Source organism: Aquimarina sp. 2-A2, assembly GCF_045505135.1.
GTDB classification, from domain to species: domain Bacteria; phylum Bacteroidota; class Bacteroidia; order Flavobacteriales; family Flavobacteriaceae; genus Aquimarina; species Aquimarina intermedia.
In genome coordinates, this window is the sequence record NZ_JBJKFI010000001.1 from 556,771 (window position 1) to 573,384 (window position 16,614).

At 34.5% G+C, this 16,614-nt stretch carries 15 protein-coding genes; 9 read left to right on the forward strand and 6 right to left on the reverse strand.

What is annotated here, in order from left to right:
• Positions 1-4: 4 nt before the first annotated feature.
• Positions 5-1,150, reverse strand: coding sequence for a methionine aminotransferase (locus ACJRPK_RS02430; protein WP_407138275.1), 1,146 nt, complete (start codon positions 1,148-1,150; stop codon positions 5-7).
• Positions 1,151-1,344: 194 nt separating this feature from the next.
• On the opposite strand from ACJRPK_RS02430, the gene ACJRPK_RS02435 reads away from it, so the two are divergent.
• The 3 genes from ACJRPK_RS02435 (at position 1,345) to ACJRPK_RS02445 (ending at position 4,837) form a co-directional block, all read left to right on the forward strand.
• Positions 1,345-2,004 (forward strand): succinate dehydrogenase cytochrome b subunit, encoded by a 660-nt coding sequence (locus tag ACJRPK_RS02435; RefSeq protein ID WP_407138276.1) that lies wholly within the window; start codon positions 1,345-1,347, stop codon positions 2,002-2,004.
• 14 nt (positions 2,005-2,018) lie between these two features.
• Positions 2,019-4,022 carry a fumarate reductase/succinate dehydrogenase flavoprotein subunit gene (locus ACJRPK_RS02440; RefSeq protein WP_407138277.1) on the forward strand — a complete coding sequence of 668 codons (2,004 nt, stop codon included), beginning with the start codon at positions 2,019-2,021 and terminating at the stop codon, positions 4,020-4,022.
• 68 nt (positions 4,023-4,090) lie between these two features.
• Positions 4,091-4,837 carry a succinate dehydrogenase/fumarate reductase iron-sulfur subunit gene (locus ACJRPK_RS02445; protein ID WP_407138278.1) on the forward strand — a complete coding sequence of 249 codons (747 nt, stop codon included), beginning with the start codon at positions 4,091-4,093 and terminating at the stop codon, positions 4,835-4,837.
• 128 nt (positions 4,838-4,965) lie between these two features.
• Here ACJRPK_RS02445 and ACJRPK_RS02450 read toward each other — a convergent pair whose 3' ends face one another.
• Together ACJRPK_RS02450 and ACJRPK_RS02455 are read right to left on the reverse strand one after the other, a co-directional pair.
• The gene (locus ACJRPK_RS02450; protein ID WP_407138279.1) at positions 4,966-7,143 is read right to left on the reverse strand and encodes a prolyl oligopeptidase family serine peptidase; all 2,178 of its coding nucleotides are present in this window, start codon (positions 7,141-7,143) and stop codon (positions 4,966-4,968) included.
• A 263-nt stretch (positions 7,144-7,406) separates the two neighbouring features.
• Positions 7,407-9,083 (reverse strand): S8 family serine peptidase, encoded by a 1,677-nt coding sequence (locus ACJRPK_RS02455; protein WP_407138280.1) that lies wholly within the window; start codon positions 9,081-9,083, stop codon positions 7,407-7,409.
• Between the two features lie 157 nt (positions 9,084-9,240).
• Between ACJRPK_RS02455 and ACJRPK_RS02460 the strand changes: the two genes are divergently transcribed.
• Positions 9,241-9,807, forward strand: a complete 567-nt coding sequence (locus tag ACJRPK_RS02460) for a GNAT family N-acetyltransferase (RefSeq protein ID WP_407138281.1) — start codon at positions 9,241-9,243, stop codon at positions 9,805-9,807.
• Positions 9,808-10,510: 703 nt separating this feature from the next.
• On the opposite strand, the gene ACJRPK_RS02465 is transcribed toward ACJRPK_RS02460, so the two are convergent.
• Positions 10,511-10,717, reverse strand: a complete 207-nt coding sequence (locus tag ACJRPK_RS02465; RefSeq protein WP_407138282.1) for a hypothetical protein — start codon at positions 10,715-10,717, stop codon at positions 10,511-10,513.
• Positions 10,718-11,261: 544 nt separating this feature from the next.
• Between ACJRPK_RS02465 and ACJRPK_RS02470 the strand changes: the two genes are divergently transcribed.
• The 5 genes from ACJRPK_RS02470 to ACJRPK_RS02490 all read left to right on the forward strand — a co-directional run bounded on the left by ACJRPK_RS02470 (position 11,262) and on the right by ACJRPK_RS02490 (position 13,265).
• Entirely contained in the window at positions 11,262-11,459 is a 198-nt protein-coding gene (locus tag ACJRPK_RS02470; RefSeq protein ID WP_407138283.1) for a hypothetical protein, read from the forward strand.
• 1 nt (position 11,460) lies between these two features.
• Positions 11,461-11,640 (forward strand): hypothetical protein, encoded by a 180-nt coding sequence (locus ACJRPK_RS02475; protein WP_407138284.1) that lies wholly within the window; start codon positions 11,461-11,463, stop codon positions 11,638-11,640.
• A 542-nt stretch (positions 11,641-12,182) separates the two neighbouring features.
• Positions 12,183-12,323 (forward strand): hypothetical protein, encoded by a 141-nt coding sequence (locus ACJRPK_RS02480; RefSeq protein WP_407138285.1) that lies wholly within the window; start codon positions 12,183-12,185, stop codon positions 12,321-12,323.
• A complete protein-coding gene (locus ACJRPK_RS02485; protein WP_407138286.1) occupies positions 12,307-12,858 on the forward strand; it encodes a type II CAAX prenyl endopeptidase Rce1 family protein in 552 nt (183 codons plus the stop codon). The genes ACJRPK_RS02480 and ACJRPK_RS02485 overlap by 17 nt, the downstream gene beginning before the upstream one ends.
• Before the next feature lie 233 nt (positions 12,859-13,091).
• On the forward strand, positions 13,092-13,265 hold the full coding sequence (locus ACJRPK_RS02490) for a hypothetical protein (protein WP_407138287.1): 174 nt from the start codon (positions 13,092-13,094) through the stop codon (positions 13,263-13,265).
• Between the two features lie 129 nt (positions 13,266-13,394).
• Here the strand turns inward: ACJRPK_RS02490 and ACJRPK_RS02495 are convergent, their stop codons facing one another.
• Both ACJRPK_RS02495 and ACJRPK_RS02500 read right to left on the reverse strand, forming a co-directional pair.
• The gene (locus ACJRPK_RS02495) at positions 13,395-14,201 is read right to left on the reverse strand and encodes an NAD(P)H-binding protein (protein ID WP_407138288.1); all 807 of its coding nucleotides are present in this window, start codon (positions 14,199-14,201) and stop codon (positions 13,395-13,397) included.
• Entirely contained in the window at positions 14,194-16,575 is a 2,382-nt protein-coding gene (locus ACJRPK_RS02500) for a M20/M25/M40 family metallo-hydrolase (protein WP_407138289.1), read from the reverse strand. Before ACJRPK_RS02500 ends, ACJRPK_RS02495 begins: the two co-directional genes overlap by 8 nt.
• Positions 16,576-16,614 lie beyond the last annotated feature (39 nt).

The following is a 16,614-nucleotide window of genomic DNA, read 5'->3' on the forward strand; positions in this document are numbered from 1 at the left end:
ACGTTTAGATGGTTTGTAAAATTTCAGCAGCTCGTTTAAGCGTATCATCTGTTTTGGCAAAACAAAAACGCAATACCTTATCATCTTGTTTGGATGTGTTGAATACCGAAATTGGTATCGAAGCAATCTTATGTTCTTTGGTTAGTCTTTCAGCAAAACCAACATCACCTTCCTCAGTAATAGCAGTGTAATCCAAAAGTTGAAAATACGTTCCGCTCGTTGGATTCATTTTAAAAGATGATCCTTCTAACAAAGAAAGAAAAAGATCCCGTTTTTGTTGATAAAAGTGTGGTAAACTCAAATAATGAGATGGGTTCTCTAGATACCTTGCAATTGCTTCCTGAACGGGGTGATTACCAGAAAAAACATTGTATTGATGTACTTTCCTAAACTCTTTCATCAATTCTGAGGGAGCCAAGCAGTATCCGGTTTTCCATCCGGTGACGTGAAATGTCTTTCCGAAGGATCCTACAATAAAACTTCGGGAAGCCAGATTAGGGTACCGTGCGACGCTTTGATGCGCAATATTGTCAAAAATAATATGCTCATACACTTCATCGCTTAAGATTAGAATATTGGTGTCTGCCACAAGTTTTTCCAGTTGAACCATATCTTCCGGGGACCATACTGTTCCGCTAGGGTTGTGAGGCGTATTGATAATGATCATACGGGTTTTGGGAGTAACACTATTAGCAACCATCTTCCAATCAATAGTATAATTAGGATATGATAATTGAATTGGTATTGTTTTTCCTCCAAACAAGGTGATTGATGGTTCATAACAATCGTAAGCAGGTTCAAAAATTATGACTTCGTCCTGAGGATGTATAAAGGCTGCTATACAGCTGAAGATTGCTTGAGTAGCCCCGCTAGTAATAGTTATTTCAGTTTCGGGATGATAGGTATAACCATAGGCAGTTGCTGTTTTTTCTGTGATACGTTCGCGTAATTGAATCAATCCTGCCATGGGCGAATATTGATTTTTGCCTGCTTTCATGGCATTAGATACGAGTTCAATAAGTTGTGGGTCCACAGGGAAATCCGGAAACCCTTGAGATAAATTAATTGCCTGATGCTCATGAGCTAAATTACTCATCCTTGTAAAAATAGTAGTCTGACTTGCCGGAAGCTTAGAAAGCTGTTGATTCATAGAAATTGAAGTTACTTATTTAGAAGTGTACCACGCTTCATTTAAACGATGTAATCAGAATGTGTCAAAAACTACTGTGCTAATAGGTTTAAGTTTTTTATATTGATTATAAATACTAGATAAAAGTAGGAAAATGTTGTTAAAAAGATGTTTGAGGCGTACTTTTGTTTTTCAAAATTTAAATATTTTAACTAATGGGTGGATTGATAAAATCTTCAATTGCTAGAAAAGTTGCTATGGCACTTTCAGGACTTTTCTTAGTGTTCTTCTTATTACAACATTTTACTATAAATTTCACTTCTATAATCAGCGCAGACGTTTTTAACGAATTGTCGCATTTTATGGGAACAAATTTTGTTGTTCAATTTTTGCTTCAGCCGGTGTTGATTTTTGGGGTTGTTTTTCATTTTATTATGGGATTCATTTTAGAAATTCGTAATCGTAATGCCAGAGATGTGAGCTATGCTCGTTATGATGGAGGGTCAAACTCTTCTTGGATGTCTAGAAACATGATTATCACCGGTTTGGTGGTTTTGGCTTTTTTAGGATTGCATTTTTATGATTTTTGGGTACCCGAGATAGTACACAAGTACATAGAATTTGCTCCAGAGGATACAACTCGCTATTATGGGGAGTTGGTAGAGAAATTTGAGAGTCCGATTCGTACAGGATTGTATGTGATTTCTTTTGTGTTTTTAGGGTTACACCTATGGCACGGATTTGCTTCTTCATTCCAATCTGTCGGATTCAATAATAAATACTCTGTTGCAGCCACAAAATTTGCAAAAGCATTTGCCATCGTTATTCCGTTGGGATTTGTTGTGATTGCTTTAGTACATTATTTTAATCATTAAAAATTACCGCTATTATGTCAATTTTAGATTCTAAAATACCTAAAGGTTCACTGGCAGATAAGTGGACAAATCATAAAAACACAGTTGACCTGGTCAATCCTGCAAACAAACGTAATATTGATGTTATTGTTGTAGGTACAGGACTTGCAGGAGGAAGTGCAGCGGCAACGCTTGCAGAACTGGGTTATAACGTAAAAACATTTTGCTATCAGGATTCTCCACGTCGTGCGCATTCTATTGCAGCACAAGGAGGAATTAATGCTGCAAAAAACTATCAGGGTGATGGTGACTCAAGTTATCGTTTGTTTTATGATACGGTAAAAGGAGGAGATTATCGCTCGAGAGAGGCAAACGTATACCGACTTGCTGAGGTTTCTGCAAATATTATCGATCAATGTGTTGCACAAGGAGTACCTTTTGCAAGAGAATATGGTGGATTATTAGACAACCGTTCCTTTGGTGGGGTGCTTGTTTCAAGAACTTTTTATGCTAAGGGTCAAACGGGACAACAATTGTTGTTAGGTGCGTATTCTGCAATGAACCGTCAGATCAACCGAGGAAAAATACAAGCTTTTAACCGACACGAGATGTTGGATTTAGTAAAAGTTGATGGCAAAGCCAGAGGTATTATTGCAAGGGATTTGGTTACAGGAAAGATAGAAAGACATTCGGCTCACGCTGTGGTAATTGCTTCAGGAGGATATGGTAACGTATTCTTTTTGAGTACCAATGCAATGGGAAGTAATGTAATGGCAGCATGGAGAGCACACCGTAGAGGTGCTTATTTTGCAAACCCATGTTTTACACAAATTCACCCAACATGTATACCGGTATCAGGTGACCATCAGTCTAAACTAACGTTGATGTCTGAGTCGCTGCGTAATGATGGACGTATATGGGTACCTAAAAAGAAAGAAGATGCGGAAGCTATTCGTGAAGGGAAATTAAAACCCACACAGTTATCTGAAGAAGATCGTGACTATTATTTGGAACGACGCTATCCTGCATTTGGTAACTTAGTGCCACGTGACGTAGCTTCAAGAGCGGCAAAAGAGCGTTGTGATGCTGGTTTTGGTGTCAACAAAACAGGAGAAGCAGTATACCTTGATTTTGCTTCGGCTATCAAGCGTTACGGAAAAGAGAAGGCGTTAACTTCTGGGATGAAAAATCCATCAGAAGCTGAAATTATTAAACTTGGAGAAGAAGTCGTAGAAAACAAATACGGTAACTTGTTCCAGATGTATGAAAAAATTGTGGATGAGAATCCATACAAGACTCCGATGATGATTTATCCTGCGGTACACTATACTATGGGAGGTCTTTGGGTTGATTATAACTTGCAAACGACAATTCCTGGTTGTTATGCAGCAGGAGAAGCTAACTTCTCTGATCACGGAGCAAATAGATTAGGAGCTTCTGCACTAATGCAAGGATTGGCTGACGGGTATTTCGTATTGCCTTATACTATAGGAGATTATTTGGCAGATGATATTAGGACAGGAAAAATTCCAACAGACTCGCCAGAATTTGAAGCTGCAGAGAAGGAAGTTACGGATCGCATTGAGAAATTAATGGGCGGTAGCGGACAACACTCTGTTGATTATTATCACAAGAAACTTGGTAAAATCATGTGGAACAAATGTGGTATGTCTCGTAATGCTAAAGAGCTTCAGGAAGCTATTGATGAGATCGCCGTATTACGTGAGGATTTCTGGAAAAATGTGAAAATTCCGGGAAGTGCAGCTACTAAAAATCAAGAATTAGAGAAAGCAGGTCGTGTAGCAGATTTCTTAGAATTAGGAGAACTTTTTGCAAAAGATGCGTTACACAGAAATGAGTCTTGTGGAGGTCATTTTAGAGAAGAATACCAGACGTCAGAAGGAGAAGCGCTGCGAGATGATGAAAACTTTAAGTTTGTATCAGCTTGGGAGTATAAAGGCGCACCTAAAGATGCCGTACTTCATAAGGAAGACCTGGTTTATGAAAACATTGAATTAAAAACAAGAAGTTATAAATAGTTGATGGTTGCTAGCTGTTAGTTAAATGACTAACAACAAACAACTGACAACCAAAAACTACATTGTATATGAATCTTACATTAAAAATATGGCGTCAGCAAGATGCCACTTCAAAAGGAAAACTAGAAGCGTATAAGGTTACCGATATTGATGGTGATATGTCTTTTCTGGAAATGATGGATGTTCTTAACGAACAACTCATTGTTGAAGGTCATGAGCCTGTAGAATTTGATCATGATTGTAGAGAAGGTATATGCGGATCTTGTTCCTTACAAATCAATGGTGAACCTCACGGTCCCGATAGATTGGTAACGACTTGCCAATTGCATATGCGTAAATTTAAAGATGGTGATACCATCACCATAGAACCCTTCAGAGCAAAAGCATTTCCGGTAATAAAGGATTTGGTGATTGACAGGACTTCCTTTGATCGCATACAACATGCAGGAGGTTATATCTCTGTTAATACTTCAGGTAACACCATTGATGCAAACGCTATCCCGGTAGAAAAGGAAAAAGCAGATGATTCTTTCTATGCTGCAACCTGTATTGGATGTGGAGCTTGTGTAGCAGCGTGTAAAAACGCCTCTGCGATGCTTTTCACTTCTGCAAAGGTATCTCAGTTCGCTTTGCTACCGCAAGGACAAGTTGAGGCTACAGATCGTGTATTAGCGATGGTAAATCAAATGGATCAAGAAGGATTTGGAAACTGTACGAATACAGGTGCTTGTGAGATCGAATGTCCTAAGGGAATTTCGTTAGAAAACATCGCACGTATGAACAGAGAATATTTAAAAGCAAGTCTTAAAGGATAAGTCTTTTTAAAATAAGCGTTGTAAAAACCTCCAGGTCGTTTTAGGCTTGGAGGTTCTTTAATATATAGTCTGTTTGTTATATAGTAATTATTTTGGGACAGGGTTGTTTTTAAATGCTTTAAAGCACTCTAGTCTTTTTTAGGTTGATAATCGGGATGGCCAGTCTGCCAAAAAAGAAAAGTCATAATATCCAAAAGTTCTTTGTTTTTTTTATCTTCTACTGAATCGAACCCATGACCACCTTCAAAGTCAACATTAAGTAGAACAGGTTTTTTTGACATTGTAGAAACCTTCATTTTTGCGGCAAATTTGGTAGTTTGCCAAACTGCAACTCTAGAATCATTTAATCCAGCAGTAAGTAAAACAGCTGGGTATGAGGTTCTTTTTTTCAAATGATGATAAGCGTCCATTTCATATAAAAACTTAGATTCTAAAGAATCTTTGATAGCTCCAAACTCTTTCGATAGATTTTGACCATTCGGAGCGAACTCTGACCTCATCATGTTCAACAAACCTACCCTAATTACAGCTGCCATAAACAAAGGCGGCTTCTCAGTTATAGCACGTCCAATAGTAATACCTCCACCACTCGCTCCCCATACAGAAGTTTTGTCACTTGAGACATATTTTTGTCGAATTAGGTAATCCGTGCAGGTAATTAGATCTTTCCACGAATTAGGTTTAGATTCTTTAAACCCTCCTTTGTGCCAGTCATCACCTTTTTCCCCTCCGCCCCTAACATGGGCAGTTGCATAAACGCCTCCATTTTTAACCCAATGATATAAATAAGGATATAAATATGGAGAGTTAGACCATTTAAATGCGCCATATGCATTTATCAAAAGGCTACTTGTACCATTTCTTTTTAGGTCTTTATTATATATTATTGATAGCGGAATTAGTTTACCGTCAATTGAAGAGACTTCAATTTCTTCGATAATTACATCATTTAAAAAATTTATATTCCCTACATCGCTTATTTTTTCTTCTTCTAGAGCATTATTTTCAAAGTTAAAATTATATCGCTTTTTTATTGTAGTCCAGCCTTCGGTTTCTAACCATAACCTTTTGGCATTAGATCCTGTATTCATTAAATCAATGTGACCAAACTTTTTAGGGAGTTCAATAGCAACTTCTTTCTCGTTTATTAACCTGTATAAAGTCGCTTCAACCCCATTTTTGGTTTTAACGTAAAATAAACCTTGTTGTGTCAGAGCTATATCAGATATTACAACGTAATTATCTTCCTCCACCAATACTTTAGATTGATGTAAATTCTTTATAGGGCTTTTTAAAATCTTAAAATTAGATGAATTTTTTGAGCTTAGATATATTATTTCATCTTCATAAATCAAAAAATCCCTGATTAAGTCATCCTTTTTAAAAAGTATTTTCCACTCGATTTGATTTAGTTTAAAGTCCTTTAAACTAGTATAATAATAATCTACGTAATTCGAAGCTCCAGATACACTGGCCAAAACATACTTAGAATTAATCGACTCGAAACTAATATTTGGAAAATCCTCTTCTTCAATTTTTATTTCGGGATTATTTTTTCTAGAAAATATTATTTTTGTAGTATCAGTTTTGATATCATATAATAGGGTCTCTATATCTAATAGATAGTTTATAGAATTTATATCACTATTAGGTATGTGCTGATAGGTAAATCCAGAACTATCAGGAAGCCAACTGATGCCTCCCAGGGCAGAAGGCCAACAATTCTTTAGTACACTTGATATAACTTCATTGGTTTTTGCATCTATGACAATAAGTTCCGATATTTCCTCATCATTCTTGGTGAGACTAACTACTACATTATTGCCATCCCAACTAGGTTTATAATAATTAATCACATAGACATCTTTGCTTTTTGAATTATAAATCAATGGATTAAATATAATTTTTTCATGATTTTTTGCATCTATTTTATATAAAGCTTTGATGTTTTTAGAAGGTAAATTTTTTAAAAAGAAAGAAATGTTTTCATCTTTTCCTGCAATTTTAATATCCGAATGAACAGAAGAGACTCTATGATTGAAGTCTTTAATAGAACGCATCAGTTCATCTCTACTCGAGATGTTGTCTAAGAGACTATCGGAATATTTTTTTTCTTCCTTATACCAATTTAAAACCGTTGAATCCTCAGAATTTTCGAAATATCGGAAAGGATCATTAATAACTGTGCCATGAATAGTATCTGATACTGATTGATCTACCTTTATCAATAGGCTTTGAGAGTGTTCTTCGCTTTTGCAAGAAATGCATATTATCAATAAAAATAGTTTTAAAAGCTTTATGCTCATTTTTGTGAATTAGTTGAATGGAAGAGTATGTCTAAGCAGACAAATAGAAAGATACTTATTTATCCAGATTTTTCATAGAATGAGCACAGTTTTTCTAAAAACTAAGAACCTACCTGATTTTGTATCCTCTTTGAGATACCATTTTTTATAAGCGTTCGTTTTTATTTAACCGATGGTTATTGCTAATAGCGTTTAAAACTTATAGTTTGAACGAGCGATAATTTTTCAATCAAAAAAATTATACTTTTACTTTTTCTATATTATTACTTTGTTTTCCCTTTTGCCTTAGCAACCTCTTCTGCCATAAGAATGGCATTATAGGCATTTACTACTTTTCCTGATTTTGAAAGTTCTGAGAATGGGATAGTTTTTTTGGAGCCATCCTCTTGTTCAACCTCTACATCAATAGTATAGGAGATACCGGAGTCTAAGATGATATTTTTGATCTCCATAGCCGAAAGATTAGGATAGTAAGATTTGATTAACCCGGCCACCCCAGCAACCATGGGTGCGGCACACGAGGTACCACCACCGTAATTAGTTTTATCATTAGGATATAATACTTTTATAAACATGCCAGGAGCAAATAGATCAACAAAACTTTTACCATAATTAGATGATTCCCATTTTATATCGTTAGCTTGTGGATTAATAGCACCTACTTTAATAAGATTTGGAATAAATTCTTCGCCCTGTTCATTGATATCATCAGGATAGTGATCGTCAAAACTTTTTTCTTGATCCAGGTTAATATTTTCATTCCCTGCAGACGCTACAACTAGAACGTTCTTCTCATTTGCATACAATAATGCTTCGTCTACCCATGTCTCTTGCATAGAAAAATCTTTAGCATGACTGATGTTTATAATATGGGCGCCATTATCTACCGCATAACGTATCGCTAAAGCCAGATCTTTGTCGGTATAATCCCCAACCGCTGAGAAGTATAAAGGCATTATTTTAATAGCATTTGATATGCCATCGATTCCTTTACCATTATTTCTTAAAGCACTAAGGATACCCGCCACTTTAGTACCATGACTTAAATCATCTACATTTTCGCCTAACGTATTACTACCATATCCTATATCCTTTATATTTTGCTGATCATCGCCTACTTGTTTTCGGGAGTCCTCTATGAGGTTCATACAGATTTCTAAGGATTTCTTTTTAAACTCCAGATAATCCAATAATTTTTGATCATCTTCTCCTTTTTTCAAATATTTTTTAGCAAACTTTATATCTTTGAGAACGAGACTATCTTTAGTTTGTATAGCATCCAGCTTTTCTATAGTAAGTACTGTATCGGCAATATGGCTGTGTAGTCGTTTAGTTACCTCACTTTTTTCCTTAATATAATCAGCACTTTTTTTAATTTTTCTAGTCAGGGATGCTGCTACAGAGTCATACGATGCTTTAGCTTTGCAATAGGTTTGATAAACTATACGATCTTTCGCTTTAATTTGAGAGGAATCTTTATTCTTAAATTGCTGAGCGTACTTGGCAACGATACGGGTTTCTTCCATTCGTATAAATTTTAGACCATTCCTGTGATCGGGTGTTCCCAAAAAATTCCATCCATGAATATCGTCTATATACCCATTCTCATCATCGTCGATTCCATTATCAGGTATTTCATCACTATTCGTCCAGAATTGACCTTGCATATCCGTATGAGACATATCAAAATCAGTGTCTAAGACTGCAATCACTACCGGTCTGGATTCTTTATTTTTTAAAAGTTCAGCATACGCACGTTCCAGGCTAATCCCCAAAATAGTATCTTTTTCATAATCTAAATAATACCAATGATCACTCTCATAATCGGTCGGGGGAGCATTTTTGCTTAGGGGATTATGTATAATTTGATTTAATAGATTGTCTTGAGAGTAAGTATTAAAAAAAGAAAATAGTAAGAGTGTAAAAAGGTATTGTTTCATAATAATGTAATTAGGGTAAAGTTAGTAACAAATATGTAAACTGAATATTAGTTTCTTATAAAGCATCTTATAATTATAGTTGCTTTATTTGTATTCTGGGCAGATTATTAATTTACTAGTAAAATCAAAATTTAAAAAAAATAATGTTTATAAATACATGAGAGAAGCTACTTCAAATGATAAAAAAACAGTTGTAGAAATAATTTCTGCTTCTTTTGACACTAATAAATCAATAAATTATGTAGTTAAGCAGGATCAAAAAAGAAGTAAGCGAATAAAGTTGCTCATCAATTACTCATTTTATAAGGGCATGAGATTCGGAAAAATTTATTTATCATCTGATAAAAAGGCTGCATGTATATTGTTAGAATCTAATAAAAAGAAAACCACGTTAGGAGGACTGTTATGGAATTTAAATTTAGCCATTAATTGTATTGGTCTGAGACGTGTTTCTCCAGTTTCAAAACGTGAAAAAATTTTAAAGCAAAATCATCCAAATGAAAATTTTATTCATTTGTGGTATTTAGGAGTAGATCCACGCTCGCAACACCAAGGAATTGGAAGCGAATTTCTTAAAGAAATTCTCGAAAAGCATAAGAAATCACCCGTGTATTTGGAGACCTCCTCTTTGACTAATATTCCTTTTTATCAAAAATTTGGTTTTTATATAACGAAAAAAATAGATTTGGGATACGATTTGTTTATAATGAGAAAGAACGCTTAGAATTATTCAAAATTTTAAAAACAGCAGAAACCATAGCAATAGATGAGCAGACTTCGAAGTGCCCTCTGGGTGGTGGTGTGTATTTTGATGGGTTCATAATTCTTATAATTGCTAATTAAATCATATATTGATTTTTTGAAAAATATAAGAGAGACTATTTTGATATAAATAGTCTCTCTAATGATAATAACTTAAATTTATAATAATGAAACTGTCAAAAATACAACCATTTCTAACGTTATTGTATGTATAACTCTCCTTTATATAGTGGTGGCATATTATTCGCATAAATTTCATTGATATATAACTAAGTCATTTAATATCAATATTTATAAATAAAATTTTAAATTAAATGAAAAAATTATCTAACCAAAAGAGAACAGCTATAATCGGTGAATTGATTCTACTTAGTTTACTCCTAATCTATAGTATAGGTTATGCAATTGGATATTTTTTGCATCATTAAAATTACTATTTAAGTCTATATGGTTAAGCCACTATATTAATTTAGTGGCTTAGTTATTTAAAAGCGAATGAGAGAGTACATACTTTTTTTAAGGAATCCGGAACAAGTTTTTTACAAGAGTTCATTCAACGGTAGACAAATTTTAAAGTCTATAATTCTGATAGCTTTGCCAATTTTGTTATTTATCAGTCTTTTGTATCCTTTACTCGGACTTTTAGATGAGGATTTTTTAAAAATTTATTTTGAAAAGGCTTCGGGCTCAAGTTTTGGATCGATAAGCTCAAGATTTATTAATACTCTAATCGTTGCTCCAATATTAGAAGAATTAGCCTTTCGTTTAAGTCTTAAAGTCAACAAGGTTTTTTTATCCATTAGTCTTTCTGTCCAAACCCTGTATGTATTTCGTACACTATTCTTTCCTGGTGAATATTGGACGTTAAGCATAATTGCATCTTTAATAGTACTAATACTAACGTATCTATATTTTGCTGATTTTTTTATAAAGAAAGTCAAAGCTCATTATAACTACTATTTCTTTTATTGTTTACTTCTTTTCTGCGCTGTGCATATCAATAACTACGAATACATGAAAGCTTATCATCTTTTGTTTATTCCATTTTTTATTTTGCCTCAGTTTTTTATGGGTGCGTATTTCAGTTATATACGTATAAGAGCAGGTATTTTATATGCTGTTTTAATTCATTTTACTTTAAATCTAATATCCGTACTTCCCCTTTTATTCTCTCTGATCTTTTAAAATAATGGACTCATAAAGGGATCTATATTTTATTTAGATAAAATTTTCTTTTGTTATACATAACTTTTTCAACTGTCCCATAAAATGAGATGGTGCGTTTGTATACTTATAGTATACAAGGAAATACGCTGTTCTTTTTATAGGTTTTACAATACGAAACAACTGTCATTCAGTTTGACGAAACTTTATGATATAAAAAGAAAAAAGTATTAATTATTAAAATATGAAATGATGAAAAATTTAAATGAACTATCAGTGTTGGAGCTGAATTCTCAGGATCAAACGGTAACCTTTGGCGGAGACCTCGGAGCAACAGTAGCAGCAGGTCTTATAATAGCTGCAGCAGTTGAAATAATGGGTGATTGGGAACATTTTAAAGACGGTCTCTTCGGAAGAGCTCAAAACTTGTATACTATTAAAGTAAAATAGAATGAAAGATTTAACTAAATTTGAAGAAATAGAAATCAAAGAATTAATTAACACTGAAGGTGGATGTTTTGCATATGATGCTGGTCTTGCTGTTAGGTGGTTACTAGGTGGAGGAAGCGCTATGAGCACAATTAGCGCTGTAGCTCAGTATGGAGGACACTATGCTGGCGGGGCCCATTAACTTTTAAACATAAACACTATATTATGAAAAACAGAACATGGAAAACTATTATTTTTTTAGTGTCATTGATTTTCTTCTACACTATTTTTTCGGATTGGGAACACTTTAAAATGGGTCTGTTCGGTCATTAGTATATATAGAGTTTTACTAATAAATGACTTCGACATCAAACTCGAAGACATTTTTCTGATATCAAATTCATTTGAATAGCAAACAGATATTGAGTTCTACTTAAAAGAAACTATCAAACCATTGTAACATTAGCGATTTGATGTAGATCGCTAGATGACCTTTTACTATTAGAAATAACTATGAATATTGAAGACTTAAATTTTTTAAAGAAACCTATTCAGGTAGGAGCAGTTTTGGCTATGATAATTTCTTGGGATAAAAATAAATCTATCTTATTAGCATTATTACATGGGTTTTTTGGATGGTTCTATATCATATACCATTTCTTTACAAGAAAAAGCAATTATAGTTAGTATCGAAAGTACCATGAACTATTATTGTGTAAAATTTAATATAGTTAATAGAATAACATGAAAATTCATATCAATAAACGACAAATTTTAATTTGGGTAGGCGTAGCAACCTTAGTCGCTATTATACTAATTGGATACACCAATGGTAGAGATGACAAAGAGGAGCATAAGACCATTAATATTGAAAACCAAAAATAAATTTCTCTATTCAACATCACTTTTTAAAGTCAACGCCCTTACAAGTATTTCGTTGAAAAAAGGAGTACTCTTTTGGCGAGATAAACCAAGGTGGCAGTTTGCTGTTGCTATAATTGTTTTAAAACTTTTGTTGTCAACTGTAGTGTCTTTATTATTTAGTTTTCTGTTTGGAGCAAAGAATCTTATCAACCCAGTAAGGGATGAACATATTTTGCATCAACTTTTTGCAGCAGTTTTAATAGCACCATTATTTGAAACTTTTTTATTGGTAGGGCTGTATGAGTTCCTATTGTACATTCAAAAGAATCAATACCGCAAAATAATTAGTTTGTTTATAACAGCCTTCTTTTTTGCTATTAATCATTTTTACAGCGTTCCTTATCTTTTAGCTGCTTTTATCATGGGCTATTTTTATATCGCTGTTTATATTATGGCTAATAAGCTCTTTACCGATAAGATCGTAAACCCTTTTTTCCTGTTGGTTATTATTCATTTTTGTACTAATCTTCTTTCTTTTTGTGTTAATAATTTATAAGAATTAAATCTCGAAAACCTTTAAACAATGAAAGAAAGCAAACTTCTTAAGTGGATAGGAATTATTGTTTCTCTCTTAATCATAGCAAAGTTTTTATACTTTTTGATTGAGCATTTTATGATCGGTTGGAACGCTCCTCAATAAATTTTTAAGCTTCTCTACTTTATCACCTTAAGTCTCAAAAAATGAAACATCTAACCCGTACTATTGTGTTGTAATTAAAACCAATAGACATGAAATGTTATAAAAATCTTACTAGTACAGAAATCAACGAAATATCAGGAGGCAGTATACATACCGCAAACAATTTAGAAATAGATCACTTACCTGTTTGGGACGGAGTTTTTAATCCGGACTGGGGTTGGGAAGGAAGTGGTCCTGGTGGAATAGCACTACCCACTGTGTAAAAATTATAATTTGTGTGTAAATCCTCTGTCTTTTCTTTTAAGTGCAGGGGATTTTTTGTGGTACATCCGAGTAGTAAGTATTTACTTTTGTAAGCTCACCCCTATGTTTTTATTGTATTTTAGGACTCCCTATACATCCTTAATCTCATACCCCAAATCTCTCTGAATTTCTTTGGAGTCAATAATTTTACCTTTCGAAACACTCATATAGTCATATTTTGGGAGCGGTAATTCTCGCTTTAAACATTCAGTCGTGTAATACTCAGCTTTTGTGGGATGGTTGGGTGCCGCAGCATTGTATATTTTATCCCATGCGTTGTTTTCCACAATTCTTAAAATAAGTTGAATACAATCTTCTCGTTCAATCAAATTTACCGGAGCTTCAGGATTTTGAACATTCGTTCGGCCTGATAACATGGTGGCAGGATGGCGATCCCCACCAATGAGTCCCCCAAAGCGTAAAATTGTCGTGGTAAAATTGGAATTATTTCGTAATAATTTTTCTACCAAAACCAACTGTTTTCCGGCTTCTGAGTCACTATTTGGTATCGTCTGAGCGATGATTGCAGGAAATTCTTTTTTATCTTCAAAAACCGTGGTTGAACTAATAAATAAAACGTGTTGAATTGTGGAAGCTTCAATAGATGGTAGTAATTTGAGAATTTTGCTCACGAAATCACTGGATGGATCGCGTCGTAACCCTGGCGGAATGCCAATAATTAGTACTTCACTATCTTTTAGAAAACTCTTCACATCTCCTTTTACAGCAGTTTCGGTAAGCGTAATCGAGAATGCTGTAATTCCCTTGCTCTGTATAGCTGCAAGTTTAGCTTCAGAGGTGGTAGATCCTTTTATGGTATACCCTTCGGATAAAAACGCTTCCGCTAACGGTAATCCTAGCCAACCTAACCCTAATATACTTACTGCTTTATTCATTTTTGGAAAATTCTTCTATTTCAATTTCAGTAATCGAATCGTTTACTTTTTTAAGCTGTTCAAAAGTAAAAGAACTTTTGACGATGACCGCATCATTAAGTATAAAAGGCTTAGGCATCATTGCAGAGGTACGGGGGGCAATTTGAAATTCTGGATGCGTTAATAAGTCGTATGAGGATTCAAATAACGTAAAAGTCGGTTCAGTTAAAGCGTGTATTTCAATGCTAAGTTCAATTGGATCATCATCTTTTACATAATAAGTAAACAGCTTCTTATTCCATCTTTTGGTAAAAACGTGATACGTCTTATCGTCATAGTTCAAATCTAAAGCATTCTCACCATTAATAGCAAAAGAGTTAAAGTTGATAAGTTTTTGTGTGTATACATCCAACCTATTTAATTTTCTATTTGGTGTTATCTGTACTTGTAGCCTACGTGTATCATCCAGTATTGTATCGTTTATAATAGTAACGGTGGCGGCAGGAATGTTTTTATAAGGTGCCGTACTGCTTTTGGTAAAGCCAATGCCATACTTGCTAGTGATAATTGTACTGTTGAGCATAGCATTGTCTTTATTTTCTTCAGAGAAGTACGGTGAGGTATATGAATCTACTATGTGATCATAGGTTGCCCAATTTGCTCTATTATCATCTCGATCCAATATATACACTAGACTGTTGGGTTTTTGACGCACTTCATTGAAATCGGATGTAGTATGGGCAAGTATAAAAAAGCCGATAGACCCTAGCAAGAAGACCGTACCATACCAACGTTGGTTTTTATAAAAGCTGAATATCGGAATTAAAAGCGCGAATAATAAAACGGTCAGGACCGATGCTACGGGTAGCATTTTGAGTCCCAAAGCTACCGGAAAACTCGCTATAAACGGGAGTAAAATATATAAAGCAGGAAATGACAACAAGACCATCAACAAGCTGTTGGGTTTCTTTTGCCTAATTAATACGAACAGCTGAATCAAACCAAAATATACTAGCCATATAAAATAACTGGCTCCCTCAAGATAAAATGCGCAAAGTATTGAAATGAATATCCAGAAAATTAGAACAGGAACTAATAGACTTGCTTGATTGCGCTCTTTGTATAAGTGTCCAAATATTTTAAAACAGATAGCCGCAGAGAGTAATGTAAAAGCCATGATGTAATTGTAGCCATTGTATGTGAAGCCATGCTGAATTTCGTTATATGCGGGATAAATAACTTTGAGTAATAACCAGCCACCATAAGTAAGCCCCCCTGCTAATAGAATACATAATAGTAAAGCGGCACTTCCTTTTAACCCGTCTTTGATTCCCAAGCGATAGTTTATTCTGCCATAAAACAATAGGAGGATAAAAATTATAACAGCTAGTATCCAAAGGGTATGAATCCAGCTGAATGGATAGCTGACAAGCTTAACTATCGGAGCATTAAAATAAATATAGTCCTTATCTGATTTTAGTTTTGACAAATTTGTGGTAGCAAAATGGCGAAGTAAGGGTAAGAGATAGCTTCCCTGATGTTGCAGTGTGGAGAGATCCAGATTTTGCCAAGTATCATTAGCCGTATGATAATCAAAATGATCATCAATAAATGCAAAGTTAAAGCCCTCAATATCTCCTTGTTCTCTAAAAACCGTTAAATCGGTGTCGTTAGGTAACATCTTGTAAATACTATAGGCAAGAGAATTAGTAACCGGGTATTGCACCGAAGCCTTAGAGAATTCGTTAATTAAATTACCGTTTTTTCCATTGGTTTCCATCAGCATAAAGGAGTTCCCTCCACTACCTCTGGCTTCAAAATTTAGAATAAGTCCGATATCATTGGCCCAGGCATGTTTCTTCATAAATAAATCTGCACCATTGAGCCCGATTTCTTCTGCATCTGTAAAACAGATAATGATATTGTTTTTTGGTTGTGGATTGGTAGTCAAATAGGCGCGTAACCCTTCCAAGATTGTTGCAACACCGCTACCGGCATCACTAGCGCCAAAGGACGAATGAGTTGCGCTGTCGTAGTGGGTTAGAAGTAATAACGCTTTGGACGATGGGTCGCTTCCTTTAATTCTGGAGATAATATTCTCCGGTTTACTTGCATCTCCTGATTTATATATAGAAAAACCTGTTTGTATCTCAGTTTTTAGTCCGAGTTTATCAAGTTCTTTAAGAATATAAGCCTGAACATCTTTATGCGATTCACTCCCTAAATAATGAGGTGCTTTTGCCAGTTGTTTAACATGGTCCAAAGCTCTAAGAGTTGAAAACTCTGTTAAGGGAGTATCATATGTAGTAATCGACTGGGGTTTGCTGCTGTAAAATATATACCATACTGAGAGTATAATAAGTAATGTCGAAAGGAATGCGGGGTATTTTTTCATTGACTTTGGGTTTAGCTAAAGATAATAAATAAGATTTTA

Excerpts from the sequence above, each read along its gene's own strand:
- ACJRPK_RS02430 (WP_407138275.1), bottom strand. The coding sequence starts at position 1,150 with ATGAATCAACAGCTTTCTAAGCTTCCGGCAAGTCAGACTACTATTTTT.
- ACJRPK_RS02435 (WP_407138276.1), top strand. The coding sequence starts at position 1,345 with ATGGGTGGATTGATAAAATCTTCAATTGCTAGAAAAGTTGCTATGGCA.
- ACJRPK_RS02440 (WP_407138277.1), top strand. The coding sequence starts at position 2,019 with ATGTCAATTTTAGATTCTAAAATACCTAAAGGTTCACTGGCAGATAAG.
- ACJRPK_RS02445 (WP_407138278.1), top strand. The coding sequence starts at position 4,091 with ATGAATCTTACATTAAAAATATGGCGTCAGCAAGATGCCACTTCAAAA.
- ACJRPK_RS02450 (WP_407138279.1), bottom strand. The coding sequence starts at position 7,143 with ATGAGCATAAAGCTTTTAAAACTATTTTTATTGATAATATGCATTTCT.
- ACJRPK_RS02455 (WP_407138280.1), bottom strand. The coding sequence starts at position 9,083 with ATGAAACAATACCTTTTTACACTCTTACTATTTTCTTTTTTTAATACT.
- ACJRPK_RS02460 (WP_407138281.1), top strand. The coding sequence starts at position 9,241 with ATGAGAGAAGCTACTTCAAATGATAAAAAAACAGTTGTAGAAATAATT.
- ACJRPK_RS02465 (WP_407138282.1), bottom strand. The coding sequence starts at position 10,717 with ATGCTTAACGTCCAATATTCACCAGGAAAGAATAGTGTACGAAATACA.
- ACJRPK_RS02470 (WP_407138283.1), top strand. The coding sequence starts at position 11,262 with ATGAAAAATTTAAATGAACTATCAGTGTTGGAGCTGAATTCTCAGGAT.
- ACJRPK_RS02475 (WP_407138284.1), top strand. The coding sequence starts at position 11,461 with ATGAAAGATTTAACTAAATTTGAAGAAATAGAAATCAAAGAATTAATT.
- ACJRPK_RS02480 (WP_407138285.1), top strand. The coding sequence starts at position 12,183 with ATGAAAATTCATATCAATAAACGACAAATTTTAATTTGGGTAGGCGTA.
- ACJRPK_RS02490 (WP_407138287.1), top strand. The coding sequence starts at position 13,092 with ATGAAATGTTATAAAAATCTTACTAGTACAGAAATCAACGAAATATCA.
- ACJRPK_RS02495 (WP_407138288.1), bottom strand. The coding sequence starts at position 14,201 with ATGAATAAAGCAGTAAGTATATTAGGGTTAGGTTGGCTAGGATTACCG.
- ACJRPK_RS02500 (WP_407138289.1), bottom strand. The coding sequence starts at position 16,575 with ATGAAAAAATACCCCGCATTCCTTTCGACATTACTTATTATACTCTCA.